We start from the raw sequence: 25660 nt of genomic DNA, 5'->3' as shown, positions 1-25660 counted from the left end.
GGCGGGCACTGGCCGCCCGGCTCGATGCCCCCGCCCGGTGCGGTGCCGCCCGGTGCGGTGCCACCCGGGAACTGGGCGGCGACGCCACCGCCCCGGCCGCCGCGGCGCTGGCGGCGGGGCGCGGCGGCCGGGGTCGCGGCGCTGGTCCTGGTCGTCGGCGGCGGCGTGGGCGGCGCGTACACGGTGCGGGCGCTCACCGGGCCCGGGCACGCGTCGAGCAGCATCGCCGCGAGTACCGCAGCCAGCCGGACCTCGGCGGCCGACCTCGTCTCGAACGTGCAGCGCACCGTGGTGGACATCCAGGTCAGCGGCGCCGACGGCAGCGGCAGCGAGGGCTCCGGTGTGGTGATCCGCTCGGACGGGATGATCCTCACCAACGCGCACGTGCTGGGGCAGAACGCCGGCACGGTGACCGTGACGTTCTCCGACGGCAGCCGGCACCGCGCCACCGTGATCGGCACCGACACCGCGCACGACCTCGCCGTCGTCCAGGTGTCCAGCGACTCGCCGCTGCCCGTCGCCACCTTCGCGAGCTCGTCCACCGTGTGGGTCGGCGACACCGTGTACGCGCTGGGCAGCCCGCTGGGCCTGACCGGCACGGTGACCGAGGGCATCGTGAGCGCGCTGCACCGGTCCATCTCGGCCGGTGAGAGCGACGGCAGCCAGACCACGCGGTACACGGACATGATCCAGACCGACGCCGCCCTCAACTCCGGCAACTCGGGCGGCCCGCTGGTCAACACGGCCGGTCAGGTCGTCGGGATCAACACCGCCAACGAGGGAAGCTCCGGCAGCATCGGGCTGGGTTTCGCCATCCCGTCCAGTACCGCCCATTCGGTCGCCGACCAGCTGATCGCGGCGCACTGAGCCCTTCCGCACGGCACCGGCCCCTCCCGCGACCGGTGCCGTGCGCCACATCGCACCCCGGTCCGGCGCAGGATTGAACCATCGACCGCCACGCATCCGTGCCTGTCGGGCGGGAGGTGGTGACGATGGTCGACCGGACCGGGTGGCAGGACGCGAGGCGCACCGTCGGGGCGGCGGTGCTGCGTGCCGTGACCGCGGCGGCGGTGCTGCTGTCCGCCGACATCCACCTGGAGATGTGGGCCACCGGGTTTCGCAACATCCCGGTGATCGGCCCGCTGTTCCTGCTCAACACGGCGGGCGGCCTGGTGCTGGGCGTCGCGCTGCTCGTCGGCCGGTACCGGCTGGTCGCGCTCGCCGCCGCCGGCTTCGGCGCGCTGACCCTGGCCGCGTTCGCCGTGTCGGCCACGGTCGGGCTGTTCGGCGTCCAGGAGAGCCTGTCCGGCGTGCCGGAGCGGCTGTCGGTGCTCGCCGAGTCGGTCGCGGTCGTCGGCGGCGTCGTCCTGGCGGTACTGCCGGCCCGCACCGGCCAGGGCGGGCCGCCGGCCGGCGCGGGCACCGACACGTCCCACGCGCACCCGGGCGGGCGCCGGGCGGCCGCCGACAGCGGGCCGGCCCCGACGCCGGCCGACGTCGGTACGGCCGAAGGCGACGCCGCGCGGTCCGGCGCGGCGGCGCGGGACGGTGCCCGGTCGACCCATGGGTGGAGGCACGGTGCCCGCCTCGGCCGATGACGAACTGCTGCGCTCGCTCTACGAGGAGCACGCCGGCCCGCTGTACGGGTACGTGCTGAGCCTCACCGGTGACCGGGGCTGGGCCCAGGACATCGTGCAGGAGGTCCTGCTGCGGGCCTGGCAGCACCCGCTCGCCGCGGACGGCCGGCCGGTCCGCGGCTGGCTGCACACCGTCGCCCGGCACCTGGTGATCGACCAGTGGCGGGCCCGCAAGGTACGCCCGGAGGTGTCGTTCGCCGAGCCGCCGGAGCGCGGCGTGGCCGACGGTACCGACGAGGCGATGCAGTCCTGGCTGGTCGCCGAGGCGCTGCAGCGGCTGTCGGCGGCGCACCGGGAGGTGCTGGTGGAGTGCTACTACCAGGGACGATCGGTACCGGAGGCGGCGCAACGCATCGGGGTCCCGGCCGGCACGGTCAAGTCCCGGCTGCACTACGCGCTGCGCGCGCTGCGGCTGGCGTTGCAGGAGATGGGGGTGGTGTGAGATGACAACGCCGTTCGACAGCGGGCCGTTCGGGAACGAGCCGTTCGGCGACGGGCGGTTCGACGCCGGTCCCCGCCACGGCGACGCGGACGCCGACATCCACCGCGACGACGCCGCGTACGTGCTGGGCGCCCTCTCCCCCGCCGACCGCCACCGGTACGAGGAGCATCTCGCCGGCTGCGCCCGGTGCCAGGAGTCGGTGCAGGCGTTCGCCGGGCTGCCGGGCCTGCTGTCCCGGGTACCGGTCGAGCAGGTCACCGCCGAGCCGGTGGCGCCGCCGCCGGAGTTGGCCGGCAACCTGTTCGCCGCGGCCCGCCGGGTGCGCCGGCGGCGCCGGCTCGTCGTGGTCGCCGGCGGCGCGGTGGCCGCGGTGGTCTGCCTGGTCCTCGCGCTGCTGCTGGCGTTCGGCCCCGGCCAGGGACCCACGGGTACCCAGCCGCCGCCGGCCCGGGCGATGACCGCGGTGGTGCCCGCCCCGGTCACCGCGACCGCGGCACTCGCCGCCCGGCCCTGGGGTACCGACGTGACGGTGCGCTGCCGCTACCACGGCTCGGTGAGCTACCCGGTGGGCTACACGCTGGTGGTGGTCGACGCCGGTGGCCACAGCGAGCAGATCTCCAGCTGGTCGGCGGTGCCGGGCAAGACGATGGTGCTGACCGGTACCACCGCGAGCCGGCCGGAGCAGATCCGCTCGATCCAGGTACGCACCAGCGACGGCACCCCGGTGCTGTCGCTCACCCCGTGAACGATCCGGTGCCGGCGGCCGTGTCCGACAACGAGACACCCGACCAACAGGGGGTAGCCACGATGTCCTGGCTTTCGTTGTCCCAGCACCGATCCCGCCGGCTGTGGTGGCTGGCGCCGGCGGCCGCCGCGCCGTTGATCGCGGCCGGCTGCGGCGGCATGTCGTCCAGCTCGACCGGTTCGTCCGGGGGGTCGGCGAACCACTCGACCGGCTCGTCCGCGCCGGTCAGCGCGCGCAGCACCGGGCAGGGCACGGTACTGGTCGACTCGGCCGGCCGCGCGCTGTACAGCCCGGCGGGCGAGACCACGATGCATCTGATGTGCAACTCGGCGGCGTGCACGGCGATCTGGCCGGTGGCCACCGCGTCCGGCTCGGTGCCCAGCTCGGTGCCGGGCGCGAGCGGCAAGCTCGGCACCCTGCACCGGCCCGACGGCAAGACCCAGCTGACCTACGACGGGCATCCGCTGTACCGGTTCTCGTCCGACCCGGGCGCCGGCAAGGTCACCGGGGACGGCACCCAGGACAGCTTCGGTGGCACGAAGCTGACCTGGCACGTGATCCGGCTGTCCGGCAAGCCGGCGAGCAGCCCGTCGTCGCCCAGCAGCGGCGGCAACGGCTACAACTACTGAGCTGACGGCCAGAGGGTGACCGCGTCGGGCGCGATCGCCAGCCGCACCGGAGTGCCCGGCTTCGGGGCCGGGCCGGTACGGGTGGCGGTCAGCCGGTCGCCGGTGGGCAGCTCGACCACCGTCTCGGTGAACGCGGCGAGCCGGACCACGTCGACCACCCGGCCGGCCAGCCCATCACTCTTGTCCACAGTGGACAGTACGATCTGGTCCGGTCGCACGCACCAGGTCACGTCGGTGCCGGCGGGCAGGTCGGTGTCGCACACCGCCGCCGCGCCGCAGCGCAGCACTCCGCCGGCGCCGACCGTACCGGCGGTCAGGTTGCGGATGCCCAGCAGCCGGGCCGCCCGCGGGTCACGCGGGTGCGCGTACACCTGCTCCTGCCGGCCCTGCTGGCGCACCGTACCGGCGGACAGCAGCAGCACCTCGTCGGCCAGCAGCGCCGCCTCGTCCGGGTCGTGCGTGACCAGTACGGTGGCCATCCCGGTGTCGCGCTGCAGCGCCCGCAGCTCGTGTCGCAGCTCGTCGCGTACCGGCGTGTCGAGGCCGGCGAACGGCTCGTCGAGCAGCAGCAGCCGGGGCCGGCGGGCGAGCGCCCGGGCCAGCGCGACCCGGCGACGCTGACCACCGGACAGCTGGTCCGGCCGCCGGTCGGCGAGTTCGGTCAACCCGAGCCGGTCCAGCCAGTACGCCGCCACGGCCGGATCGGCGCCGACCCCGAACAGCACCTGGCGCCACACCGTCAGCTGCGGCAGCAGCGCCGGATCCTGCGGCAGGTACCCGATCCCGCGGTGTTCCGGGGCGAGGCCGGCGAGCCGCTCCCGGCCGCCGTCGCCGGTCAGCGTCACGTCACCGCGCGCCGGCAGCAGCCCGGCCAGCGCCCGCAGCGTCATCGACTTGCCGGCCCCGGACGGGCCGAGGATCGCGATGGTCCGGGCGCCGGGCGGGTGCGCCACCGACAGCACGAACCCGCCGACCCTCGCCGCCAGGTCGAAGCCGACCAGCGGACCGGGCCGACCGTTGGGCCGTACCGGCCCGGGCAGCACGGCCCGGCCGCGGCGCCGGGGCAGCCGCGGGTGATCGGCGGCCCCCAGGATCAGCAGCGCGGCGAGCAGCGCCACCGCGACCGGCAGTACGGTCGCCGGCAACCCGGTCGAGCCGAACTGGACGTAGGTGAACACCGGCAGCGTGTACGGGTGGTAGGCGAGGATCACGGTGGCCCCGAACTCGCCGAACGCGCGCAGCCAGGACAGCAGCAGCCCGGCCCGGATCCCGCCGCCGGCCGCCGGCAGCGCCACCCGGACGAACCGGGAGAGCCGGCCGTGCCCGAGGGTCGCCGCCACGTCGAGCAGCGCCGGGTCCACCGCCGCGAACGCCGAACGCGCCGCCACCACCAGGAACGGCGCGGCGACGAACACCTGCGCGAGCACGATGCCGATCCGGGTGTCGGTGAGTTGGCCCCCGGTCAGCTCGCCCAGCGGCGCGTACGGCCCGACCAGGTAGACCAGCAGCACGCCGGAGATCAGCGGCGGCAACGCCAGCGGCAGCTGCACCAGTACGCCCAGCGCCGCGGCGACGCGACCTCGCCGCCGCGCGAGCAGGTAGCCCAGCGGGATGCCGAGCACCCCGATCACCGCGGTCGAGATGGTGGCGGTGACCAGCGAGGTGGCCAGCGCCGCCCCGACGCCCGGCGCCGCCGGGGCACCGCCGGCGCCGGCCAGCCGTACCGCGAACGCGACGATCGGCACCAGCAGGTAGGCCAGCAGCAGGCCGGCCAGCACCGGCAGCACGGGTACCCGGTTCATCGGTCACCGCCCGCGGCGCTACGAACCGCCCACCGCCGAGCGCAGCGCGGCCGGCACCGCGGACCTGTCCCCGGTCAGCGTCACCGTCGCGGCCGGGTGCAGGCCGTGCTTGCGCATCAGCGCGACGCCCTTCGGACCGAGCAGGTACGTCACGAACGCCGCCGCGGCGGCCGGCTGCGGCGCCCGGTTGAGCACGGTCACGGTGTACGTCGCGCCGAGCTCCACCGGCGCCAGCGAGATCGTCGGTACCTTCGCCTCGGTCGCCTCGGAGGTGTAGAAGAAGCCGGCGTCGAGCTGGCCGGCCTGCAGCCGGCCGAGCAGCGTCTCCTCCGGGAACACGCCCGCGTCGGTGTCGGCGAACTTGCCCAGCCCCACCTTGGTCAGCGCCTGCGCGCTCAGCCGGCCCTTCGGGTCGAGCTTCGGGTCGGTGCGGCCGAGCCGGAACCCGGGCTCGACGACCACCTGCTGCCACGGCTTGCTCTTCAGCTGCGCGGCGAACTTGCTCTTCGGGTTGTAGCCGAGCACCAGCGGCGCGGTGGCGAACGTGGCGTACCAGGACTCCCAGTCGCCGTTGCCGCCGCCCCGCAGCTTGCCGTTGCTGGCGGTACTCGCGGACACGAACACGTCCGCCCTGGTCACCTTGCCCTTGATCTCGTTGACCAGCGCGTCGGATCCCTTGCCCTCGCCCCGGAACGTGTCCCCGCTGGCCGCCTCGAACCCCGGCTTGACGTCGTGTTCCATCAGGTTGACCAGCGATCCCGCGTACAGCACGCTGACCGTGGCGCCGCCGGGGTCCTTCCCCCCGCCCGACGAGCCGCCCGTACCCGAACCGGACGACCCGCAGCCGGCCAGCAACGCGACGATCGCCAGCGCCGAGGCCGCCAGCACCGCCCCGGCCCGTACCCGAGGTGTCATCCCCCGCACTCCCGTCGTCGTCATGCCGTGGTCCGGGCCGGCACCGGCAGCTCCACCACGACCTGCGTCGACTTGACCGAGGCGGTGGCGACCGCGCCCACCACCAGCCCCAGCTCGTCGACCGAGTCGCGGGTCATCAGCGACACCACCCGGTGCGGCCCGGCCTGGATCTCCACCTGCGCCATCACCTCGTCGACCCGGATCGAGGTGACGATGCCGGTGAACCGGTTGCGGGCCGACGACCAGGTGCCGCCGGGCTCGTCGGTGGCCAGCGACCGGGCGAAACGGGCGAGCTCGGCGCCCGCCACCACGCGGTGACCCTGCTGGTCCCGCCCGGCCGGCAGCCGGCCGGCGTCGACCCACCGGCGCAGCGTGTCGGCGCTGACGCCGAGCAGCTGCGCGGCGCGCCCCATCCGATAGTTCGCCACCAGACCCACCATACGGGCCGCACGAGCAAGCGCAACCCACTCATCACACTGGCAAATGCGCCTCGTGATCGTAGGTTGCCGCGCAGCTGCGGTTGCCGGCCCGGTGCCGAGGCGCGCCTCATAGGGTGGAGCCACCTGCGCACACCCTGGAGGTGCTCGATGTCCCAGCCGGCCGGCCGGATCCTCGCCCTGGATCTCGGGTCCAGTTCGGTACGAGCGGTCGTCCTCGACGGCGACGGTGACCGGTTGACCCCGCTGCCCGGCGCGGCGGTGCGCGAGCAGGCCCGCATCAACCAGAGCGCCGACGGGGCGGCCGAACTCGACCTGGCCGCCTACCTCGGCGCCACCGTGTCGTGCCTGGACGAGCTGTCCGCCGACGGGCACCTGCGCGGCGTGCACACCGTCGGCATCTCCACCCAGTGGCACTCGCTGCTCGGACTGGACGAACACGACGAACCGGCCGGACCGTGCCTGTCCTGGATGGACCTGCGACCGAGCCTGCCGGAGCAGCGGGCACCGGCCGACGCCGCCGCGTTCCACGCCCGTACCGGCGCGTGGTGGCACCCGTTCTACTGGCCGGCCCGGATCGGCTGGCTGCGCTCGACGGTCGGGCCGGCGCGACGCTACGTCGGCCTGCCCGAGTACCTGGGCCTGGTGCTGTGGGGCGAGCCGACCGCGTCGGTGTCCTCGGCGTCGGGCACCGGTGCGCTGGACACCCGTACCTGCCGGTGGGACGACGAGGCGCTGTCGCTCGCCGGCGTGACCGCCGAGGCGGTACCGCCGCTCGCCGACGACGACTGGCGCGGCCGGTTCACCGACGAGTACCGCAAGCGGTGGCCGGACCTCGCCGACGCCGAGATCGCGCCGCCGCTGGGCGACGGGGCGGCGAGCGCCCTCGGCTCCGGCTGCTTCGACGCCGGCCACCTGTCCGTCACCGTCGGCACCTCCGCCGCGGTACGGCTGGTCACCCCCGACGCCGCGGACCCGGCGCCGGCGGTCTGGCGGTACCGGGTGGACCACCGCCGCGCCGTCTTCGGCGTCGCGTACTCCGGCGGCGGGGTGCTCGACGAGTGGGTCACCGGGCTGCTCGACATCGACCCGGCGGCGCAGGGCCCGGCGCTCGCCGGCCTCGCCCCCGGCGCGCACCGACTGGTCTGCCTGCCCTACCACGCCGGCCACCGGCCACCGGCCGCCGACCCGGCCGGCGCCGGCGGCACCCTGCACGGGCTGCGGCTGACCACCACCGGTACCCACGTGCTCGCCGCGACGCTGGAGGGTCTCTGCCACGAGATCACCGACGGCGCGCGGGCGGTCGACCCGGCCGGTACCGCGATGCCGATGCTCGGCGGTGGCGCGATCGCCGCCTCGGAATGGCTGACCGGGCGGTTGACCGCGGCGCTCGGCGGCCGGGCGCAGCGGGTCACCGACCCGGAGGTGGGCGCGCTCGGCGCCGCCGCCGGCGCGCTGGGCATCGACGTGGCGCCGGCCACCGAACCGGTCACCGCGAGCGAGTCGGACGTCGCGGCGATGGCCGCCGCCGCCGACCGCCACCGCGCCCTGCGCGACCGGCTGTCCTGACCGGCCGCCGCCGCGCGCCGGCCGCCGCCGGGCGCGCTGCCGGCGTGGGGCGGCGGGTCAGGACAGGTCGTAGAGCGTCACACCGGCCACGGTGCGCGCGGGGTAGTGCTGCTGCACCCAGTGCTGGATGCGTTGCGGCGACTGGCTTCCGCTGCCGGAGCCGGTCAGCGCACCGGCGATGAACCAGTGGATGCGCCCGGCCGCCACCAGCTTCTCGAACGCGGCCAGGCTCGGGTAGGCGTCGGTGCCGTTGAACCCACCCACCGCCATCACCGGGTACCGCGACGCGAGCTGGTAGCTCGCCGCGTTGTTCGAGCCGATCGTCGCCGCCACCCAGGTGTACCGGGAATGGTGGGCGCGCAGCAGCCTCGTCACCGCCGCGTCCGGCGTACCGGCATCGAGCAGGCCGCCCATCGACCCGCCCATCCGGCCGCCACCCGTCGGTGCCTGCCCGCCGCGCCGGACGAAACCCTGACCGCCGGGACCGTTGACGTTGCCGCCGCCGGAGCCCCGGGCGTTGGGGTTGCGGGCGTTCCCGTTGGCGTGGGGATTCTGGGCGTTGGAGTGGGAGCCGGCGGGGTTCTGGCCGGGCCTGCCGCCGGCACCGGCCCCGCCGTTCCCGAAGCCGCCACGCCCGCCACCGGGACCCGTGCCGAGGCCGAAGCCGGCCGGGCCGGCGGACGGCAGCGCGCCGGTGTGCGGGGTCGCGGCGGTGGCCAGCGAGAAGGCGAACGGGCCGGCGAGGCCGCTGGCCAGCGCCACCATGGCGACCAGCTCCACCAGCCGTTTCGACAGCCGGTCCGCTGCGGCGAGCAGCAGTGCGGCGACCAGCCCGACCCCGACGATGCTCCAGCGCAACCAGGGCTGCCAGCCCGACACCCGGTCGAGCAGCACGTACGCCCAGACCGCGGTCACCGCGACGGTGGCGGCGAGGACCACCCGGGCCCGGCGGGCGCAGACCACGGTGCCGATGGCCACCAGCGCCGCGATCGCCGGCGCCAGCGCGACCGTGTAGTACGGGTGGATGATGCCCGACGACAGGCTGAACACCGCGCCGGTGAGCACCAGAGCGCCGCCCCACAGCAGTACCATCGCGCGGGTCCGGTCGGTGCGCGGGGCCCGGCCGGCCAGCCACACCACCGCCACCAGCAGGATCAGCGCGGCCGGCAGCAGCCAGCCGATCTGGCCGCCCATCTCGCTGCCGAACAGCCGCCACGGACCGGCGTCGGCGTTGGTGTTGCCCAGCCCGCCGGTCTCGTCGCCGGTCAGCCGCCCGAACCCGTTGTAGCCGAAGGTCAGCTCCAGGACGGAGTTGTGCTGGGTGCCGCCGACGTACGGCCGGTGCGCCGCCGGCACCAGCTCGACGACCGCCACCCACCAGCCGCCGGCGACCAGCAACGCCAGGCCGCCGAGCAGCAGGTCCCGGATCCGGCGCCACGGCCGGCCGGCGCCGGCGAGTAGGTGGACCGCGACGACGACCGGGACCAGGATCAGCGCCTGCAGCATCTTCGTCAGGAAACCGAACCCGAGCAGCGCGCCGGCCAGCGCGAGCCACCGGCCACCGTTGCCCTCCAGCGCCCGCAGGCTCGCGTAGCCGGCGCCGGTGAGCAGCAGGACCAGCAGCGCGTCCGGGTTGTCGAACCGGAACATCAGCGTCGCGACCGGGGTCAGCGCGAGCACCACGCCGGCGAGCAGCCCGGCCGCTACCCCGAACCAGCGGCGCACCGCCGCGTACAGCACCGCGACCGAGGCCACGCCCGCCAACGCCTGCGGTACCAGCAGGCTCCAGGTGTCGAGCCCGAACAGCCGCACGGACAGGCTCATCACCCACAGGAACGCGGGCGTCTTGTCCACCGTGATCGCGTTCGCGGCGTCCGACGAGCCGTAGAGGAACGCCTCCCAGCTGCTCGCGCCGGCCTGCGCGCTGGCCGCGTAGTACGCGTTCGCCCAGCCGGAGGCGCCCAGCCCGACGAGGTAGAGCGCCGCGGTGCCGGCCAGCAGCGCGGCGAGGCCGACCCGCCCCGGCGTGACCCGCCGGTACCGGCGGTGCGCGGGCAGGGCGGCGGTCTCGGCGGCGATCGCGGTCATCGGTCGATCGTGGCCACGGCCGCTGTGCCGGGCGGAAGGCGCACCTGTGCGTGCGCTGTTCGTCCGCGCGGCACCGCGGTCACCCGGTCGCGCGCTCCCGGTCCGCCGCCGGTTCCAAGCCCGCCGCCGGTTCCAGGTAGTTGGCGAAGACGGTCGCGGTGCGGCGCACCGACATGCCGACCTTGAGGTACACGTCGAGCGCGCCGGTGTCCGAGTGCGTCCACAGGGTGACGCCGCGCCGGCCGAGCCGGTGGAACCGGTCGAACGCGGTCGCGAGCAGCAGCCGGGCGACACCCCGGCCGCGCTGGTCGGCGCGGACCGCGACGCGCTCGACGTACCCCTCGTCCCGGCCCGGCTCGTCGGTGGAGATGACCACCCCGACCAGGTCGTCGCCGGCGAACGCCAGCGGCGAGCAGCCCGGCGCGAACGAGGCGCGCGCCACCGTCGTCCGGGACCACTCGTCGTAGTCGCGCCGGCGTTCCTGCCACTCGTCGAAGGCGTCCTCGCTGACCCGGTGCGCGTCCCGCTCGTCCCCGGCCGCGAAGGTACGCACGGTGATCCCGGCCGGTGGCTCGGCGGGCGGTGCCGCCGGCAGCTCGATCCCGAGCAGCCAGGAACTCACCATCGGCTCGTACCCGCGGGAGCGCAGCAGCGCCACCGCCGCCTCGTCCGACTCCTCGACGGTCTGCACGACCCGGTCGGTACCCACCTCGGCGGCCCGGGCGCCGACCCAGTCCAGCAAGGCCGCGCCCAGGCCGCGGCCGCGGTGCCCGGGATGCACGTCGACCACCGACCGGCGGTCCACCCAGGCCCAGGCGGCGAGGTCACCGGCGGGGTCGTACACCAGAGTGGTGTCGGTCGCCGGGTCCAGCCGGGGCCGGGCCAGGTCCGCGGCGATGGTGTCCCGGTCGGTCTCGACCGCGCCGTACAGCGCGCGTTCGCTCGCCGCCACCAGCCGCTGGATCTGCGCCACGTCGGCCGGCGTCGCCGGCCGCATCCGGTAGCCTTCCGGCAGTTTCGTCCGCATGTCGTTCCTCCACCGTTCGCTCGCGTCGCACCGCCCGACCGGCGGTCGCCCTGGCCGCGACGCGGCCGACCACCCTACCCCCCGCTCGGCCCGGCCGGATCGGTCGGCCCGGTCGGCCCGCTCGACCCGGTCGGCCCGCTCGACCCGGTCGGCCCGCTCGGATCGGTCGGATCGGTGGCGAAGGCGGCGATCTGCGCCAGGCCCGGGTGGTACCCGTCGGTGGTGTCCACGTCCAGCGTCGGCACCGGCATCGACACCGGGACGAACCAGCCGAACGGGTCGGGGCCGGCGAGCCGCTCCAGCGCTCCCGGTACGGTGTGCGCCCGGCGGGTGGCGCTGGTCCGCGCGCGCCGCCGGATCCGTTCCGCGGCAACCTGTCCGTCCAGTACGCAGCGCACGATGCGCAGCCGGGTGTGCGCGGCGAGCGGCGCCAGGTTGGGCCGCCAGCGGCGGTCCTGGAAGGCCGCCTCGGCGACCAGGCTGACCCCGTTGCGGCTCAACAGGTCCAGCGTGGCGAAGAAGACCTCGAAGGTGCGCCGGGTGTACGGGTCGCCCTCGGCGGCGGTGTAGTCCGGCAGGCCGAGGACCATGCCCTCCTTGATCTCGTCCCGGCAGATCGCCGGGCAGCCGAGCCGCGCGGCGAGCCGGTGCGCGAGCGTGGTCTTGCCGCTGCCCGGATGCCCGCTGACCACCAGCAACAGGGGGAATGCCATGCCCCTTCCTACCAACCGGCGCGCCAGCGGCCAGCGCCTCCCACCGCGCGGTGCGGCATCCCCGCACCGGCATACTGGGTGGAGCGAGGCGGACCGGTGCCGGTGCACTCAGCCGGCGGCGAGGATCTCCTCGACCACCTCGACCGTGGTCGGCGCCCGGTCGGCGCCGAGCGCCCGCACCACCGGCCCGGCGATCGCGTCCAGCTCCAACGCCCGGCCGGACCGCCGGTCCTTGAGCATCGACGACTGCATGCTGGCCGGCAGCGTCGCCAGTCGCGAGCCGACCAGCTCCGGGTCGATCCGTACGCCGGCGGCGCCGGCCGCCGCGGCGGTCTCGGCCACCAGCGCCCGCAGCCGCTCCGGGGCCCCGTCGCGGGCCGCGCCGATCGGTGCGTCGGCGGCGGTGGTGGCCAGGGCGAGCGGGGCGAGGAAGCCGAGCTTGCGCCACAGCACGGTGGCCTCGTCGGGCTGGGTGGTGACGGCCAGGCCGGCCGCGCGGAACAGGTCGGCCGCGGCGATGCCGGCCGGGGTGTCGTCGGGGAGCACCAGATCGGCCATCGAGGTCAGCTGCTCGACCACGCCCGGCCGGTGCCGGGTCGCCTCGATCGAGATGCTCGCCGGCACCACCGTCGCCGCCGGGTACGCGGCGCGCAGCAGCGCCGGGTGGTCGATCCCGTTGAGGAACGGGACGATCGTCGCGGCGCCGAGCAGCGCCGCCGGCACCCGGACCAGCGCGGGCAGCAGGTCGGTCGCCTTCACCGCGACGATCAGCAGGTCCACCGGCTCCGTCAGCCAGGGCCGGGCCACCGGTGCGGTGACGGTCTCGCCGTCCGGCGCGGTGAGCCGCAGCCCGCGCACGGTGATGGCGGCGGCGGTGCGCTCGGTGGCGAGCACGCTCACCTGGTGGCCCGCGGCGCCCAGCCGGGCCGCCAGCACGCCACCGACCCCGCCCGGTCCGAGCACGCCGATCCTGGTCATCGCCACTCCTCGTCAGTTGCTTCCACTGTGGAAGTGACAGTAGTCTGGTTGCTTCCATGGTGGAAGCGGCGGAGGGCGAGTCGTGCGACACAAGAGCTTCGAGGGCATGGACTGCCCGATCGCGCTGACCCTGGACGCGGTGGGCGAATGGTGGAGCCTGCTGATCGTGCGGGACGCGCTGCACGGGCTGACCCGGTTCGACGAGTTCCAGCGCAGCCTCGGCATCTCGTCGAACTCGCTGACCCGGCGCCTCGCCGCGCTGTGCGACGCGGGCCTGCTCGCCCGGCACCGCTACCAGCAGCGACCGCCCCGCGACGAGTACCTGCTGACGGCACGCGGGCGTGACCTGCAGCCGGTGATCGAGGCGCTCGGCGGCTGGGGTCGCCGGCACGTCACCCGGGGCCGCGGCGGAGTACGGCTGGTGGACGTCGAGACGGGCGCCGCCGCCGAGCCGGTGCTGGTCGACCGCGAGACCGGGAAACCGGTCAACACCACCGACTTCCGGTACGTGGCACAGCGCAACGCGCCGGCGGTCAAGCGAGCCAGGCTGCCGACGTCCTGACCGGTGCACAGCCGCGTCGGCGGCGCCGGCACTCGCCGGCCGACCGTCGCACTCGACCGTCCACGACGGCCGGGCGGGCGGCGGTCAGGTCGGCAGCAGGTCGCCGGTTTCGTTGTCGTACAGCAGGACCCGGCCGGGGCGGGGCACCGCCCAGCCGGTACTGCCGGCGGCCGGCTCCGCCTCCTCCGGCACGACCACGCCGATCGGTCCGCCGTCCGTCTCCAGCGTGACCAGCGACGAGGTACCGAGATGCTCCACGATGCCGACCGTGCCGGACAGCGCGTCCGGCACCGCGGTGGCGGAGAAGTCCAGGTACTCCGGCCGGATCCCGACGGTGACCTCGCGCCGCGCGCCGAGCCCGGACGGCGCCGGAAGCGAACCGGCGGCGAGCAGCAGCCGGTGGTCGGTCACGGTGGCGGGCAGCAGGTTCATCGGGGTGGACCCGATGAAGTTCGCGACGAACGTGTTGGCCGGGCGGCCGAACACCTCCCGCGGAGTACCGACCTGGCGGATCCGGCCGGCCTCCATCACCGCGATCCGGTCCGCCATCGCGAGCGCCTCGGCCTGGTCGTGCGTGACGAAGATGGTGGTGACGCCGAGTTCGCGCTGCAGCCGCTTGAGGAAGGTACGGGCGGACAGCCGCAGCCGGGCGTCCAGGTTGGACAGCGGCTCGTCGAACAGGAACGCCGACGGGTGCGCGACCACCGCCCGGGCCAGCGCCACCCGCTGCTGCTGGCCGCCGGACAGCTCGGCCGGCCGGCGCGCCATCAGCTCCGCCAGCTCCAGCCCGTCGCCGGTCTGCCGGGCCTTCTCGTGCCGGGCGGCGCGCGCCACCCGCTTGATCCGCAGCGGGTAGGCGATGTTGTCCAGCACCGTCATGTGCGGGAACAGCGCGTAGTCCTGGAACACCATCGCCACGTCGCGCTGCCCCGGGGCGAGCCGGGTGACCTCGCGCTCGCCGATCGACAGCGACCCACCGGTCGCCTCCTCCAGCCCCGCGATCGTACGCAGCAGCGTCGTCTTGCCGCACCCGGACGGGCCGAGCAGGGCGAAGAACTCACCGTCGCCGATGGTCAGCGACAGCCCGTCCACCGCGCGTACCCCGCCCGGGTAGGTCTTCTCCAGCGCAGCCAGCTCGATCGTGGCCATCAGCCCTTGATCCCTCCCTGGAACCGGAACCCGTACCGCCGGTTGACGATCAGGTAGGCCACCACCACCGGCACCGAGTACAGCAACGAGAACGTGGAGATCAGCGCGAAGTTCGGCGTCCCACCCTCGTCGTAGAAGGTGTACATGATCACCGCGGCCGGCTGCTTGTTCTGGTCGTGCAGCAGGATGTACGGCAGCAGGAAGTTGCCCCACACCTGCACGATCGCCCACACCGCGATGGTCGCGAGGCCCGGCCGCACCACCGGCGCGACCACGTGCCGCAGGATCTGCAGCGGGCTCGCGCCGAACACCCGCGCCGACTCCTCGTAGCTCTTGGGTACCGAGTCCATGAAGTCCTTGAGGATGAACATCGCCGAGGGCAGCAGCCCACCGGTGAGCACCAGGACCAGCGCCAGCCGGTTGTCGATCATGTTGAGCTGAAACAGCATCAGGAAGATCGGCACCATCGCCGCGGTGCCGGTCACGATCGAGGACAGCAGCAGGATCGCGTACAGCAGGGCGTCGCGGCCGGGCAGCCGCACCCGGCTCAGCGCGTACGCGGCGGTGCCGGCGAACACGACCGCGAGCACCGCGGTGCCGCCGGCGAGGATCAGCGAGTTGCCGATCGAGCGCAGCGCGAACGGGTTGTCCAGCAGCACCCGGAAGTTGTGCAGGGTGAAGCTCGGCGCGGTGATCTGGTAGGCCGGCGTACGGGAGAACGGCGTCAGCACCAGCCACAGCAACGGCAGCGCGAAGAACACCAGCATCACGCCGGCGAACACGTAGAGCCCGATGCGCGACAGCGCGTGCCGCACCACCGCGTCGCCGAGGATCCGCCGGACGGCGCGATTTCCCGGATCCACTCGCTGAGGCTCGCTCATGTCAGCCTCCCCGGCGGCGCAGCAGGCGCAGGTAGAACAGCGCGATGACCAGGTTGATCACCAGCATGATCAGCGAGATCGCCGAGCCGAAGCCGAGCTGGCCGCCCTCGATGGACATCCGGTACACGTACACCGGCAGCGTCTCGGACCGGTGCTCCGGCCCGCCGCCGGTGAGCATGTACGGGGTGAAGTCGTTGAACGTCCACAGCGTGATCAGCAGCGTGTTGGTGAGGATGTGGCCGCGGATGCGCGGCAGCACCACGTCGCGGAAGGTGCGCAGCGGCCCCGATCCGTACAGCCGGGCGGTCTCCAGGTGCGAGGTCGGCACCGCGTCCAGCGCGGCGGAGTAGAGCAGCATCGAGAACGCGGTGCCGCGCCAGATGTTGAACACCACGATGGTGGCGAGCGGGTGGTCCAGCGTCCAGGCCGCGCCGGGGGTGTCCAGCAGCGCGTTGAGCGTGCCGCCGTTGCGGTCCAGCAGCGCCTGCCACAGGAACACCACCACCGTGCCGGGCAGGATCCAGGACAGCAGCACCAGCCCGTTGACCAGCATCCGTACCCAGCCGACGGCCCGGCGCAGCGTCGCGGCGAGCAGGAAGCCCAGCCCGTTCTGCCCGAGCACCGCGGACAGGCCCACGAACGCCAGCGTCAGCAGGACCGAGTTGGCGAACCGCGGGTCGGTCAGCGCGTCGGTGTAGTTGCCCAGCCCGACGAACTGCGGCGCCGCCGCGTTGCTGCCCGCCAGGTCGTACTTGAGCACGCCGAGATACAGCGTCCACAGCGCCGGGAACACCAGGAACGCGGCGATCAGCGCCAGCGCCGGGACGACGAACAGCACCGCCCGGCCGGTACCGAGCCCGGCCACGTCGCTCGCCGCGGCGCGACCGGCACGGCGCGGCCGGGAGTTGTCGGCCGCGCCGCTGCCGTCAGTCCGAGGCGACGTGGTCTGCGCCGACAAGCTTCACCACACCCTGCTGGTACTCCTTGGCGATCTGGTCGATCGGTTTGCCCGCGGCGGCCTGCCCGCTCGCCTCCTCCAGCAGCGCACCGACCGAGGAGTAGTGCTCCTCCGACGGGCGGAACCGGGTGATCGGCAGCACCTTCTCGGCGATGAACGACAGTGCCGGGTCCTTCTTCAGGATCTCGCTGTTGACCTGCTTGTTCGCCGTGATCTGCACGGTGTCGCCGAGCTGCGCCTTGATCTGGGTCGGCGAGCGCATGAAGGTCAGCAGATCCCACGCCTGCTGCGGGTACTTGGTGTTCGGGTTGATGGTGTAGCCACCGCCGCCGGACATCGACACGAAGTCCTGCCCGTCCACCCCGGCGCCGGGCTTCTCGGCCGGGATCAGCGCGTACCCGACGGTGGAGTTGCGGTCGGCCATCGCGGTGGCGTTGCAGATCGACTTGTCCGGGCACACGATCGAGCGCCACAGGTAGTCGCTCTCGCCGATGATGCCGAGCTTGCCCTTGGAGAACTCGCTGAACGACTCGTCCCGCCCGTTCGGGTCCTGCTGCAGCTTCGGGTCACCGAGCTTGCCGGTGACGTACAGGCTGCGGTAGAAGCTCAGCACGTCCCGGATCGCCTTGGTGTCGCCCTGGTACTTGCCGGTCTTCGGGTCGTAGATCTGTTGACCGGCACCGGCCAGCAGCGGCAGGAAGCCCTGCATCGTGGTCGCCTCGCCCATCGGGGTGCCGGCGTCGAGCTGGATCGGCGTCACCCCGGACAGCGTCTTCAGCTTCCGGCCGGCGGCGAGGATGTCCGCCCAGCTGGTCGGCTGCCAGTTCGCCGGCAGCCCAGCACGGGCGAACAGCTTCTTGTTGTAGAACAGCACCCGGCCGTCCACGCCGTTCGGCACGCCGTAGTACTTGCCGTCCATCGACACGTTCTGCTGCACCGACTTGTCGACCTGCTGCCAGCCCGACCAGCTGTCGACCTTGCTGCCGACGACCTTCTCCAGCGGCTCGACGTACCCGGCCTTGGCGTACCGGCTGATCGAGTCGCCGCCGATGATGTAGATGTCCGGACCGCCACCGGCCTTGAGCGACAGCTCCAGCTTCTCGCCGTACTTGGCGTCGTCGATGCCGTTCTGCTGGTACTTGACGGTGACGTCGCGGCCCTTGGCCTTCTCCGCCTTCTCGAACGCCGGGATCAGCGTCTCGGAGATCCAGGTGGCCTCCTGCGCGTTCTTGCCTCCGACGATGGCGTTGGTGGAGATGGTCAGCGTCGCGTGCTTGGCGTTGGCGTTGCGCTGCGGGTCGCCGCCGCCGCTGTGGTGCTTGGCGCTGACGCAGCCGGTGGCGGTCAGGCCGACGGTGACCAGCACGGCCACCACCGCCGCCGACCGGGCCGCGATTGGTCCAGAACGCATGCTGTGTCGCCCCTTCCACGGACTGACGACGAGTCGTCCCCCACGTCCGACGTGGTGATCACGACAGGCACACGATGCCATGATTGTTGCGAAGGCGACAGATCCACCGGCAGAACTTTTCAACAAGCCCGGGCGATCCGGCCATGCCGCACGAGTGGCGGGCAGCGGGCACGCTCCGGCATCATTGCCGCGTGACCCGATGGGAATACGCGCGGCTCGAGTACTCCTCGACCGGCACGTTCGGCAACGACCGGTTCATGGACTGGTCGGCGAGCTTCTACTACTTCGGTGGGGTGTCCCGGTGGGGCACCGACGAACGCTTCGACGACCTGCGCCACCTCAACCGGGCCGGCAACGCCGGCTGGCAGGCGTACGACCGGGACCCGGTCTACGTGGGCACGCCACGCCGGTTGCACTCGGTGACCTACTCGCTGCGCCGCATCGGGCCCGAGGAGCCACCCGCCCAGTAGGCCGCGCGCCCCGTCCCGGGTCGTAGCCGGCACGACCGGCGTGCCGCGGTCTCGGCAGCGCGCGGGTTGACTTCGATCTCGGTTGAAGTTCGATGATCACGCGGTGACGACGACGGTATCCCGGCGGCGCAGCGCGCTGTTCGCCACCGACCGGCGCGGCCCGACCATCGGGATCGTGGCGCTCGTGACCTTCGCCACCTTCGAGGATCTGGGCGTCAACACCGCCATGCCGCAGATCGCGGCCGACCTGCACGGCGGCGCCGACTACTCGTGGCCGTTCCTCGCGTTTCTCGCCGCCAGCGTGGTGGCGAGCGTCTTCGCCGGCCGGCTGTGCGACAGGTACGGCCCGGCGCCGGCGATGCTCGTCGGCCCGGCCGTGTTCGTGATCGGGCTGATGGTGTCGGGCACGGCGGGTTCGATGTCGGCGCTGCTCGCCGGTCGCACCCTGCAGGGCCTCGGCGCCGGTACCCAGATCGTCGGCGTCACCGTACTCATCGCCGCGGTGTACCCGGCCACCGACCGGCCGGCCGCCTACGCCGCGCTGTCCGCCGCCTGCGTGTTGCCGGCGCTGCTCGGGCCGATGGCGTCCGGGCTGGTGGTGCAGTACGCCGGCTGGCGATACGTGTTTCTCGGCCTGGTTCCGCTGGTGCTGGCCGGCATCGCGGTGCTGGTGCCCGCGTTACGGCGGCTGCCGAAGCACCTGCCGGACGACCCGGTGCCGGTACGGCGCTGGCTTCCGCTCGCCGCGCTCGGCACCGCGGCCGGCCTCGCCGTACTGGAGTTCGCCGCGCAGCATCCGTCGCCACTCACCGTGGCCGCCGGCCTTGCCGCGCTGGCGTTCCTGGCGCCGTCGGTGCGCCGGCTGCTGCCCACCGGTACGCTCACCGCCCGTGCCGGCCTGCCCACCGCGGTGCTGTCCCGCGGCCTGCTGTCCGGCGCCTACTTCGCCGTCAGCGCGTACGTTCCGCTGACCCTCACCGCGGTGCACGGGTACTCACCGGCCGCCGCCGGGCTCCCGCTGACCGTTGGCGCGCTCGGCTGGTGTGCCGCCGCGGCCTGGCAGGGGCGGCGCCGCGAGGCATCCCGGCGGGTGCTGCTGCGCGTCGGCTTCGTGCTGGTCACCGCGGGCCTCGCCGGCACCGCGCTGGCGGCACCCGGTTGGGGACCGCCCTGGCTCGTCTTCGGCACCCTGGCGGTGGCCGGCGCCGGCCTGGGGCTCGGCGCCTCGGCCGCGAGCGTACTGACGCTTGGCTACTCCAGCATCACCGACCGCGGCTTCAACTCCGCCGCGATGCAGATCAGCGACCTGCTCGGGCAGGTCGTGATGATCGGTGTCGGCGGCGCGCTGATCACCGCGCTGGCCTCGGCGGCGCACCCGAGCGCCGCGGTGGCGACGCTGGATCTGATCATGGCCGCGATCGCGCTGCTCGGTGCGCTCGCCACCGGTCGCCGCAACGACCCCGGCTGAGCCCCGGTACCGCACGACCCGCCCCGCCAGCGCGACCGGGGCCGACTCCGCCCGGGCCGACCGGGTCGGGGCGACCGAGCCGGGGAGACCGAGCCGGGGAGACCGAGCCGGGGCGGCCGTAGCGGCGGGTGCCGACGCTGGCCAGGGGTCGCGGGGGGCCGGCGCTCGGCGAGGCGGCGCACGGTCGCCCGAGAGGTCGGCCGTACTGTCACAGCCGGCGCCTACGGTGCCGGTATGGATCTTCGACTGGCCGGGCGACCGGCACTGGTGACCGCGTCCAGCAGTGGCCTGGGCGCGGCGATCGCGTTGCGACTGGCCGCCGAGGGCTGCCCGGTGCTGGTGCATGGCCGGGACCGGGCCAGGGCGGAGGCGGCCGCCGACGAGCTGCGGTCCGCCGGCGGGGTGGCCGAGACGGTCCTCGGTGACGTCACCGACCGCGACGACCTGGATCGGATCGCCGCGGCGGCCTCCGCGTTCGGGGTGTCGATCCTGGTCAACAACGCCGGGCCGGTCGCCCAGCACGACTGGGGCGGCGCCGACGAGCGGGTGTGGCGGGACAGCTGGGCGGGCAACGTGCTGTCCGCGGTGGCGCTGATCCGCGCGCTGACGCCGGCGATGCGCTCGGCCGGCTGGGGTCGGGTGATCAACTTGGGCAGCCGCACCGCCACCAGCCCGGTGCCGAACCTGGTCGACTACGGCGCGGCGAAGGCGGCGGTGGTCAACCTGACCACCGCGCTGGCCAAGGACCTCGCCGGCACCGGCGTGACGGCGAACTCGGTCAGCCCGGGTGTGATCGTCACCGAGGCGATGCGGGCGATGTTCCTCGCCGACGACCCGCAGGGCCGCGACTGGGCCGAGCTCGAACCCGAGCTGGCCCGACGGTACGCGCCGAATCCGGCCGGCCGTCTCGGCACCCCGGACGACGTCGCGGCGACCGTCACGTTCCTGGCCAGCCCGCTCGCCGGCTACCTCAACGGCATCGACGTGCGGGTGGACGGCGGCCTCGTCGGCACCCCGTGACGACCGACCAGCACAGCGGCACCCCGTGCCGGCCGGCGGCGTCGGCGGCCGTCGGTCAGTCGGCGGGGGTCAGGGCGGTGTCGAAGCTGACCGCGACGTCGTCGGCGAGCTTCAGCGCACCGAGGAAGGCGGAGTAGGGCTTCACTCCCCACCTGGTCTGCTTAACCGTGGCAGTGCCGCGGACCCGGTCGTCGGTGCCGACCGCGCCGGCCACGGTGACCGTCTCGGTGCTGCCGGCGATCGTCAGTTCGCCGGTCAGCTCGAACCCCTCGGCGCCGCCGCTGAACTCCGTCGAGGTGAAGGTGATCGTCGGGTGCCGCCCGGCGTCGAGCAACTTGCTGCTGCGCAGCTGGTGCACGATGTCCTCGCGGTCGTGGTCGGTGAGCGGTTTGATCCCGCCGCTGCCCTCCCGTACCACCAGGGAGGCGACCTCGATCTGCACGGTGACCGCGCCCGCGGGCAGCTGGTCCGAGTCTCCGATCGTCGCGGTGCCCGACCAGCGGGTCGCCTCCAACAGCAGGTCGTGCCCGGCGCGGCGGCCCAACCCGGTGCGTTCGGTGCGCAGCCGGAGCCAGCCCTCGTCGTTGCCGAACCGGTACTTTCCGGTCGATACGGCCATGACGGCCTCCCTTCCCGGCGTCCTGCCCTTCCAGGTACCCGGTGGGCGCCGGTTCAAAGCTGGAACGCGGCTCGCCGCTTCGCCGGGACCAGGTCGACGTAGTCGGGATGGCGGGCGATCCAGCCGCGGATGAACGGGCAGTACGGCAGCACCGCGAGCCCCTGCTCGCGGGCGGCGTCGAGCACCCGGCGGGCCAGCACGCTGCCCAGCCCCTTGCCCTCGTACGCGGGGTCGATCTCGGTGTGCAGGAGCGCGATCTCGCCCGGCGCTCGCCGGTAGGTGACGAAGCCGGCGACGCCGTCGCCGTCGACGTGCAGTTCGTACCGGTCGACGTCGGGTCGCTCCACCACGCTGGTGGTCATCGGGTCCTCCCCCGTGGCTTCAGCGGCACCGCGGGCAGCGCCGGTGCGATCAGCCGATCGCCCTGGTAACCGTGTACGACGCCGAACCGGTCGCCGGTGTTCCACTCCTCGCGGTAGGCCACGATCTCGTCACCGCTGCGGCCGACGAAGTTCCACCACATCACGATCTGCTCGTCGAACGGTTCGCCGCCGAGCAGCAACAGCCGGGCGCCGGCGTCGGTGCGCAGCCGCACCTCGCCGCGGTCGGTACCCAGGTACATCAGGGCGCCGGGTGCCAGCGCGGTGGCGTCGATCTCGGCGGACCCGGACGCGGACAGCACCGCGTACTCGAAGTCCGGTTCCAGCGGCAGCCGCACGTCGGCGCCGGCGTCGAGGGTGAGGTCCGCGCCGACCAGCGGCGAGTAGGTGGTGCCCGGCGAGGTGGCCCCGGCCAGCGTGCCGAGCAGTACGGTCGCGGCCAGGCCGCGGTCGGTGACCACCGGCAGGTCCGGGTGATGGTCGAACGCCGGCGCGACCTCCCGGTACCGCTCGGGCAGCGCCACCCACAGCTGCGCGCCGTGCAGCAGCGCCGGGTGCGACACCGGGGACTGCTCGGAGTGGGCGATGCCGTGCCCGGCGGTCATCAGGCCGAGCTCGCCGGGGGCGAGCACCTGCTCGTTGCCCAGGCTGTCCCGGTGCGCGACGGTGCCGGCCAGCAGCCAGCTGACGGTCTGCAGCCCGGTGTGCGGGTGTGGCGCGACCTGCATGCCGGGCCGGTCGGCGATGTCGTCCGGGCCGTAGTGGTCCAGGAAGCACCAGGCGCCGACCAGCCGCCGGCCCAGCGTCGGCAGCAGCCGCCGCACCATCGTGCTCTCGCCCAGCGGCACCATCCTGCCGGGCAGCACCTCGTGCGCCGGCTCGGCCGGCACGTCCCGGCGGCCGCCGCAGACCACCACGTCCGGCCGCGTGTCCAGGTTGCTCACGAACGCTCCTCCCCCACCGCGACGCGCCCGAGGCACCGGCTCGCACGACCTCATGCCGCGCCTGCCCGGTCCTGCGCGGACCGTGCGGCGGGCGTCGGCGCACGGTGCCGGTGACTCGCTCGCTCCTGCACCGATGCTAGGCCGGTGCCGGGCGCGATCGGCCGGTTCGGGTGGTACCGGCGGTCCAGCCTCGCCGGGGCGACGCCGGCCGGGGGAACCCGGCCGCAGGACGTCCCGCTGCCGCCCCGGGTCGGCCGCGGAGCCGCGGCCCGGAAGCGTCCGGGGTGCGCCCGAGGCGGGCGGTGTTCCGGCACGGTCGGGCAGCAAACGGGCCGGTTCGATGCCCGAACGGGCAGCAGTTGCGGGCCAATTACGCCCGAATGATGCGGTCCGCGGCGCCCGATCGGGCCGCTCGATCGGGCACAATCGGGCACAGATCGTGGAGGCCGAGCGGTGTCCGGCAGATGCCGGCGATGTTAGACATACGTCACAACGCCGTTGCCGACACGCAGAGGGAGGCGGGAGCCGATGCAGGCCGACGAACGACAGCACCGGATCCTGTCGCTGGCACGCAACAACGGCGGGGTCGAGGTCACCCGGCTGGCCGAGGAGCTCGCGGTCGCGCCGGAGACGGTCCGCCGGGACCTCAAACTGCTGGAACAGCACGGGCTGATCCGCCGTACCCACGGCGGCGCGTACCCGGTCGAGACGGCGACGTTCGAGACCACTCTCGCGATGCGCACCACCCGGCGGGTACCGGAGAAGCGGCGGATCGCCGCGGCGGCGGTCGAGCAGCTCGGCGACGCGGCCACCGTGTTCGTCGACGAGGGGTTCACCCCGCAACTGGTCGCCGAGGCGCTGCCCACCGACCGGGAGCTGACCGTACTGACCGCCTCGCTGTCCACCGCCGCCGCGGTCGCCGAGGCCGGCGCGGCGAACGTGCTGATGCTCGGCGGGCGGGTCCGCGGCCGGACGCTGGCCACCGTGGACCACTGGGTGACGAACATGCTGTCCGGGTTCGTCATCGACCTGGCGTTCATCGGCGCCAACGGCATCTCCCGGCAGCACGGCCTGACCACGCCGGATCCCGCGGTCGCGGCGGTCAAGTCGTGCGCGGTACGGGCGGCGCGCCGGCGGATCTTCGTCGGCATCCACAGCAAGTTCGGCGTCTCCAGCTTCTGCCGGTTCGCCGACATCGGCCAGTTCGAGGCGCTGATCACCGACACCGGGCTGCCGGCCACCGAGGCGCGGCGGCTGTCCATGCTCGGGCCGCAGGTGATGCGGGTCTGAGCCGCTAACACGGTTCCGTTGTCCGACAGAGCATCCGGGACAACCTCCGGATGCCGACACAGCGTCCGGGGGCGACCCCGGAGGCGCGGGCGAGGCTGCCCGCAGACGAGGTGGAGGAGTCACACCATGTCCAGGTTTCTGCCGCGCCGTACCCGCCTGCTGGGTGCCGCGCTGGCGTTGGGGGTCACCGCGGCCGCACTGACCGCGTGTGGTGGTGCCGGCGGCGGCACCTCCGCCTCCGGCCACAGCATCAACGTGCTGATGGTCAACAACCCGCAGATGGTCGATCTGCAGAAGCTGACCGCGGCGAACTTCACCAAGCAGACCGGGATCAAGGTCAACTTCACCGTGCTGCCGGAGAACGACGCCCGGGACAAGTTCACCCAGGACTTCTCCAGCCAGGCCGGCCGGTACGACGTCGCCACGATCAGCAACTACGAGGTGCCGTTCTACGCGAAGAACAACTGGATCGCCCCGCTGGACTCGTACGCGGCGAAGGACACCGCGTTCGACCAGTCGGACATCCTCAAGCCGATCCAGTCGTCGCTGTCGTCCGGCGGCAAGGTGTACGCCGAGCCGTTCTACGGCGAGTCGTCGTTCCTGATGTACCGCAAGGACGTGTTCGCGGCCAAGCACCTGACGATGCCCGCGCACCCGACCTGGCAGCAGGTCGCCGATCTCGCCGCGAAGGCGGACGGCGCCAAGCCCGGCCTCAAGGGCATCTGCCTGCGCGGCCAGCCCGGCTGGGGCGAGGTGATCGCGCCGCTGACCACCGTGGTCAACACCATGGGCGGTACCTGGTTCACCAAGGACTGGAAGGCGCAGGTCGACACCGGTGGGTTCAAGAAGGCGACGCAGTTCTACGTCGACCTGGTACGCAAGCACGGTGAGGCGGGGGCCGCGCAGGCCGGCTTCACCGAGTGCCTGAACGACTTCGAGCAGGGCAAGGTCGCCATGTGGTACGACGCCACGTCGGCGGCGGGCAGTCTGGAGGGCAGCGACTCCAAGGTCGCCGGCAAGGTCGGCTACGTGCCGGCGCCGGTGGACAAGACCAGCTCGTCCGGCTGGCTGTACTCGTGGGCGTTCGCGATCCAGAAGGCGTCGAAGCACACCGACGACGCGTGGAAGTTCATCTCCTGGGCCTCCGGCAAGGACTACCTGAAGCTCGTCGGCAACAAGCTCGGCTGGGCGCAGGTGCCGCCCGGTACGCGCACCTCCACGTTCGCCAACCCGGAGTACCAGAAGGCGGCGAAGGCGTTCTACCCGGCGATGCAGACCGCGATCGACACCGCGAAGCCGACCGACCCCGGGGTGCAGCCGCGGCCGACGGTGGGCATCCAGTTCGTCGACATCCCGGAGTTCACCGACCTGGGTACCCAGGTGTCGCAACAGGTCTCGTCCGCGATCGCCGGCAAGACGTCGGTGTCGGCGGCGCTGTCCCGCAGCCAGCAGCTGGCGACCGCGGTGGCCAAGAAGTACCAGTAGCCCGCCCGGTGCCGCCCGGCGGGTCCGGGCGGCACCGCACC

General features: G+C 73.6%; 26 protein-coding genes. 12 read left to right on the top strand and 14 right to left on the bottom strand.

Annotated elements, in window-relative coordinates; translation table 11 throughout:
- From NUM_RS05800 to NUM_RS05780, 5 genes are all read left to right on the top strand, one after another.
- Nucleotides 1–867, top strand: an 867-nt coding sequence (locus NUM_RS05800) for a S1C family serine protease (RefSeq protein ID WP_207123522.1), incomplete at its 5' end; no start/stop codon positions are given.
- Nucleotides 868–992: 125 nt separating this feature from the next.
- Complete coding sequence (locus NUM_RS05795) at nt 993–1598, top strand: hypothetical protein (protein ID WP_207123521.1); 606 nt, start codon at nt 993–995, stop codon at nt 1596–1598.
- A gap of 4 nt (nt 1599–1602) precedes the next feature.
- Nucleotides 1603–2079, top strand: coding sequence for a sigma-70 family RNA polymerase sigma factor (locus NUM_RS05790; RefSeq protein ID WP_308440545.1), 477 nt, complete (start codon nt 1603–1605; stop codon nt 2077–2079).
- Nucleotide 2080: 1 nt separating this feature from the next.
- Entirely contained in the window at nt 2081–2824 is a 744-nt protein-coding gene (locus tag NUM_RS05785) for an anti-sigma factor family protein (RefSeq protein WP_207123519.1), read from the top strand.
- 62 nt (nt 2825–2886) lie between these two features.
- On the top strand, nt 2887–3453 hold the full coding sequence (locus tag NUM_RS05780) for a COG4315 family predicted lipoprotein (protein WP_207123518.1): 567 nt from the start codon (nt 2887–2889) through the stop codon (nt 3451–3453).
- Here NUM_RS05780 and NUM_RS05775 read toward each other — a convergent pair.
- The 3 genes from NUM_RS05775 to NUM_RS05765 are packed head-to-tail and all read right to left on the bottom strand — an operon-like array spanning nt 3447 to nt 6598.
- Nucleotides 3447–5255 carry an ABC transporter ATP-binding protein/permease gene (locus NUM_RS05775; protein ID WP_207123517.1) on the bottom strand — a complete coding sequence of 603 codons (1809 nt, stop codon included), beginning with the start codon at nt 5253–5255 and terminating at the stop codon, nt 3447–3449. The genes NUM_RS05780 and NUM_RS05775 overlap by 7 nt on opposite strands.
- A gap of 18 nt (nt 5256–5273) precedes the next feature.
- Nucleotides 5274–6194: a substrate-binding domain-containing protein gene (locus NUM_RS05770; protein WP_207123516.1), complete on the bottom strand. Its 921-nt coding sequence runs from the start codon at nt 6192–6194 to the stop codon at nt 5274–5276.
- The gene (locus NUM_RS05765) at nt 6191–6598 is read right to left on the bottom strand and encodes a TOBE domain-containing protein (protein ID WP_207123515.1); all 408 of its coding nucleotides are present in this window, start codon (nt 6596–6598) and stop codon (nt 6191–6193) included. Before NUM_RS05765 ends, NUM_RS05770 begins: the two co-directional genes overlap by 4 nt.
- A 159-nt stretch (nt 6599–6757) precedes the next feature.
- Here NUM_RS05765 and NUM_RS05760 point away from each other — a divergent pair, with 159 nt between their 5' ends.
- Entirely contained in the window at nt 6758–8176 is a 1419-nt protein-coding gene (locus NUM_RS05760) for an FGGY family carbohydrate kinase (protein ID WP_207123514.1), read from the top strand.
- 57 nt (nt 8177–8233) lie between these two features.
- On the opposite strand, the gene NUM_RS05755 is transcribed toward NUM_RS05760, so the two are convergent.
- The 4 genes from NUM_RS05755 to NUM_RS05740 form a co-directional block, all read right to left on the bottom strand.
- Nucleotides 8234–10264: a glycosyltransferase family 39 protein gene (locus NUM_RS05755; protein WP_207123513.1), complete on the bottom strand. Its 2031-nt coding sequence runs from the start codon at nt 10262–10264 to the stop codon at nt 8234–8236.
- 79 nt (nt 10265–10343) lie between these two features.
- Complete coding sequence (locus NUM_RS05750) at nt 10344–11291, bottom strand: GNAT family N-acetyltransferase (protein WP_207123512.1); 948 nt, start codon at nt 11289–11291, stop codon at nt 10344–10346.
- A 74-nt stretch (nt 11292–11365) separates the two neighbouring features.
- Nucleotides 11366–12004 (bottom strand): AAA family ATPase, encoded by a 639-nt coding sequence (locus NUM_RS37625; RefSeq protein ID WP_207123511.1) that lies wholly within the window; start codon nt 12002–12004, stop codon nt 11366–11368.
- A gap of 108 nt (nt 12005–12112) precedes the next feature.
- The gene (locus tag NUM_RS05740; RefSeq protein ID WP_207123510.1) at nt 12113–12982 is read right to left on the bottom strand and encodes a ketopantoate reductase family protein; all 870 of its coding nucleotides are present in this window, start codon (nt 12980–12982) and stop codon (nt 12113–12115) included.
- An 82-nt stretch (nt 12983–13064) separates the two neighbouring features.
- Here NUM_RS05740 and NUM_RS05735 point away from each other — a divergent pair, with 82 nt between their 5' ends.
- Nucleotides 13065–13544 (top strand): winged helix-turn-helix transcriptional regulator, encoded by a 480-nt coding sequence (locus tag NUM_RS05735; RefSeq protein WP_207123509.1) that lies wholly within the window; start codon nt 13065–13067, stop codon nt 13542–13544.
- Nucleotides 13545–13628: 84 nt separating this feature from the next.
- Here NUM_RS05735 and NUM_RS05730 read toward each other — a convergent pair whose 3' ends face one another.
- From NUM_RS05730 to NUM_RS05715, 4 genes are read right to left on the bottom strand one after another with little or no spacing between them, the layout of a single operon-like run.
- Nucleotides 13629–14693 carry an ABC transporter ATP-binding protein gene (locus tag NUM_RS05730; RefSeq protein WP_207123508.1) on the bottom strand — a complete coding sequence of 355 codons (1065 nt, stop codon included), beginning with the start codon at nt 14691–14693 and terminating at the stop codon, nt 13629–13631.
- Nucleotides 14693–15574 (bottom strand): carbohydrate ABC transporter permease, encoded by an 882-nt coding sequence (locus NUM_RS05725; RefSeq protein WP_207123507.1) that lies wholly within the window; start codon nt 15572–15574, stop codon nt 14693–14695. Before NUM_RS05725 ends, NUM_RS05730 begins: the two co-directional genes overlap by 1 nt.
- A gap of 1 nt (nt 15575) precedes the next feature.
- Nucleotides 15576–16532 (bottom strand): carbohydrate ABC transporter permease, encoded by a 957-nt coding sequence (locus tag NUM_RS05720; protein WP_207123506.1) that lies wholly within the window; start codon nt 16530–16532, stop codon nt 15576–15578.
- Entirely contained in the window at nt 16501–17943 is a 1443-nt protein-coding gene (locus tag NUM_RS05715; RefSeq protein ID WP_207123505.1) for a sugar ABC transporter substrate-binding protein, read from the bottom strand. Before NUM_RS05715 ends, NUM_RS05720 begins: the two co-directional genes overlap by 32 nt.
- A gap of 191 nt (nt 17944–18134) precedes the next feature.
- Between NUM_RS05715 and NUM_RS05710 the strand changes: the two genes are divergently transcribed.
- The 3 genes from NUM_RS05710 (at nt 18135) to NUM_RS05700 (ending at nt 20901) form a co-directional block, all read left to right on the top strand.
- A complete protein-coding gene (locus NUM_RS05710) occupies nt 18135–18413 on the top strand; it encodes a hypothetical protein (protein WP_207123504.1) in 279 nt (92 codons plus the stop codon).
- Between the two features lie 103 nt (nt 18414–18516).
- Complete coding sequence (locus NUM_RS05705; RefSeq protein ID WP_207123503.1) at nt 18517–19881, top strand: MFS transporter; 1365 nt, start codon at nt 18517–18519, stop codon at nt 19879–19881.
- 234 nt (nt 19882–20115) lie between these two features.
- The gene (locus tag NUM_RS05700) at nt 20116–20901 is read left to right on the top strand and encodes an SDR family NAD(P)-dependent oxidoreductase (protein ID WP_207123502.1); all 786 of its coding nucleotides are present in this window, start codon (nt 20116–20118) and stop codon (nt 20899–20901) included.
- A 55-nt stretch (nt 20902–20956) separates the two neighbouring features.
- Here the strand turns inward: NUM_RS05700 and NUM_RS05695 are convergent, their stop codons facing one another.
- From NUM_RS05695 to NUM_RS05685, 3 genes are read right to left on the bottom strand one after another with little or no spacing between them, the layout of a single operon-like run.
- Entirely contained in the window at nt 20957–21520 is a 564-nt protein-coding gene (locus NUM_RS05695; protein ID WP_207123501.1) for a YceI family protein, read from the bottom strand.
- 53 nt (nt 21521–21573) lie between these two features.
- On the bottom strand, nt 21574–21882 hold the full coding sequence (locus tag NUM_RS05690; protein WP_207123500.1) for a GNAT family N-acetyltransferase: 309 nt from the start codon (nt 21880–21882) through the stop codon (nt 21574–21576).
- Nucleotides 21879–22844: a pirin family protein gene (locus NUM_RS05685; protein WP_370466933.1), complete on the bottom strand. Its 966-nt coding sequence runs from the start codon at nt 22842–22844 to the stop codon at nt 21879–21881. The genes NUM_RS05690 and NUM_RS05685 overlap by 4 nt, the downstream gene beginning before the upstream one ends.
- A gap of 528 nt (nt 22845–23372) precedes the next feature.
- Here NUM_RS05685 and NUM_RS05680 point away from each other — a divergent pair.
- Both NUM_RS05680 and NUM_RS05675 read left to right on the top strand, forming a co-directional pair.
- Entirely contained in the window at nt 23373–24134 is a 762-nt protein-coding gene (locus NUM_RS05680) for a DeoR/GlpR family DNA-binding transcription regulator (RefSeq protein ID WP_207123498.1), read from the top strand.
- Between the two features lie 126 nt (nt 24135–24260).
- A complete protein-coding gene (locus tag NUM_RS05675; protein WP_207123497.1) occupies nt 24261–25619 on the top strand; it encodes an ABC transporter substrate-binding protein in 1359 nt (452 codons plus the stop codon).
- The last annotated feature ends 41 nt before the right edge of the window (nt 25620–25660 follow it).

This window comes from Actinocatenispora comari (assembly GCF_017312725.1).
In the GTDB taxonomy this organism is placed as follows: Bacteria; Actinomycetota; Actinomycetes; order Mycobacteriales; family Micromonosporaceae; genus Actinocatenispora; species Actinocatenispora comari.
This window is presented reverse-complemented; position numbering and strand designations above follow the sequence as displayed.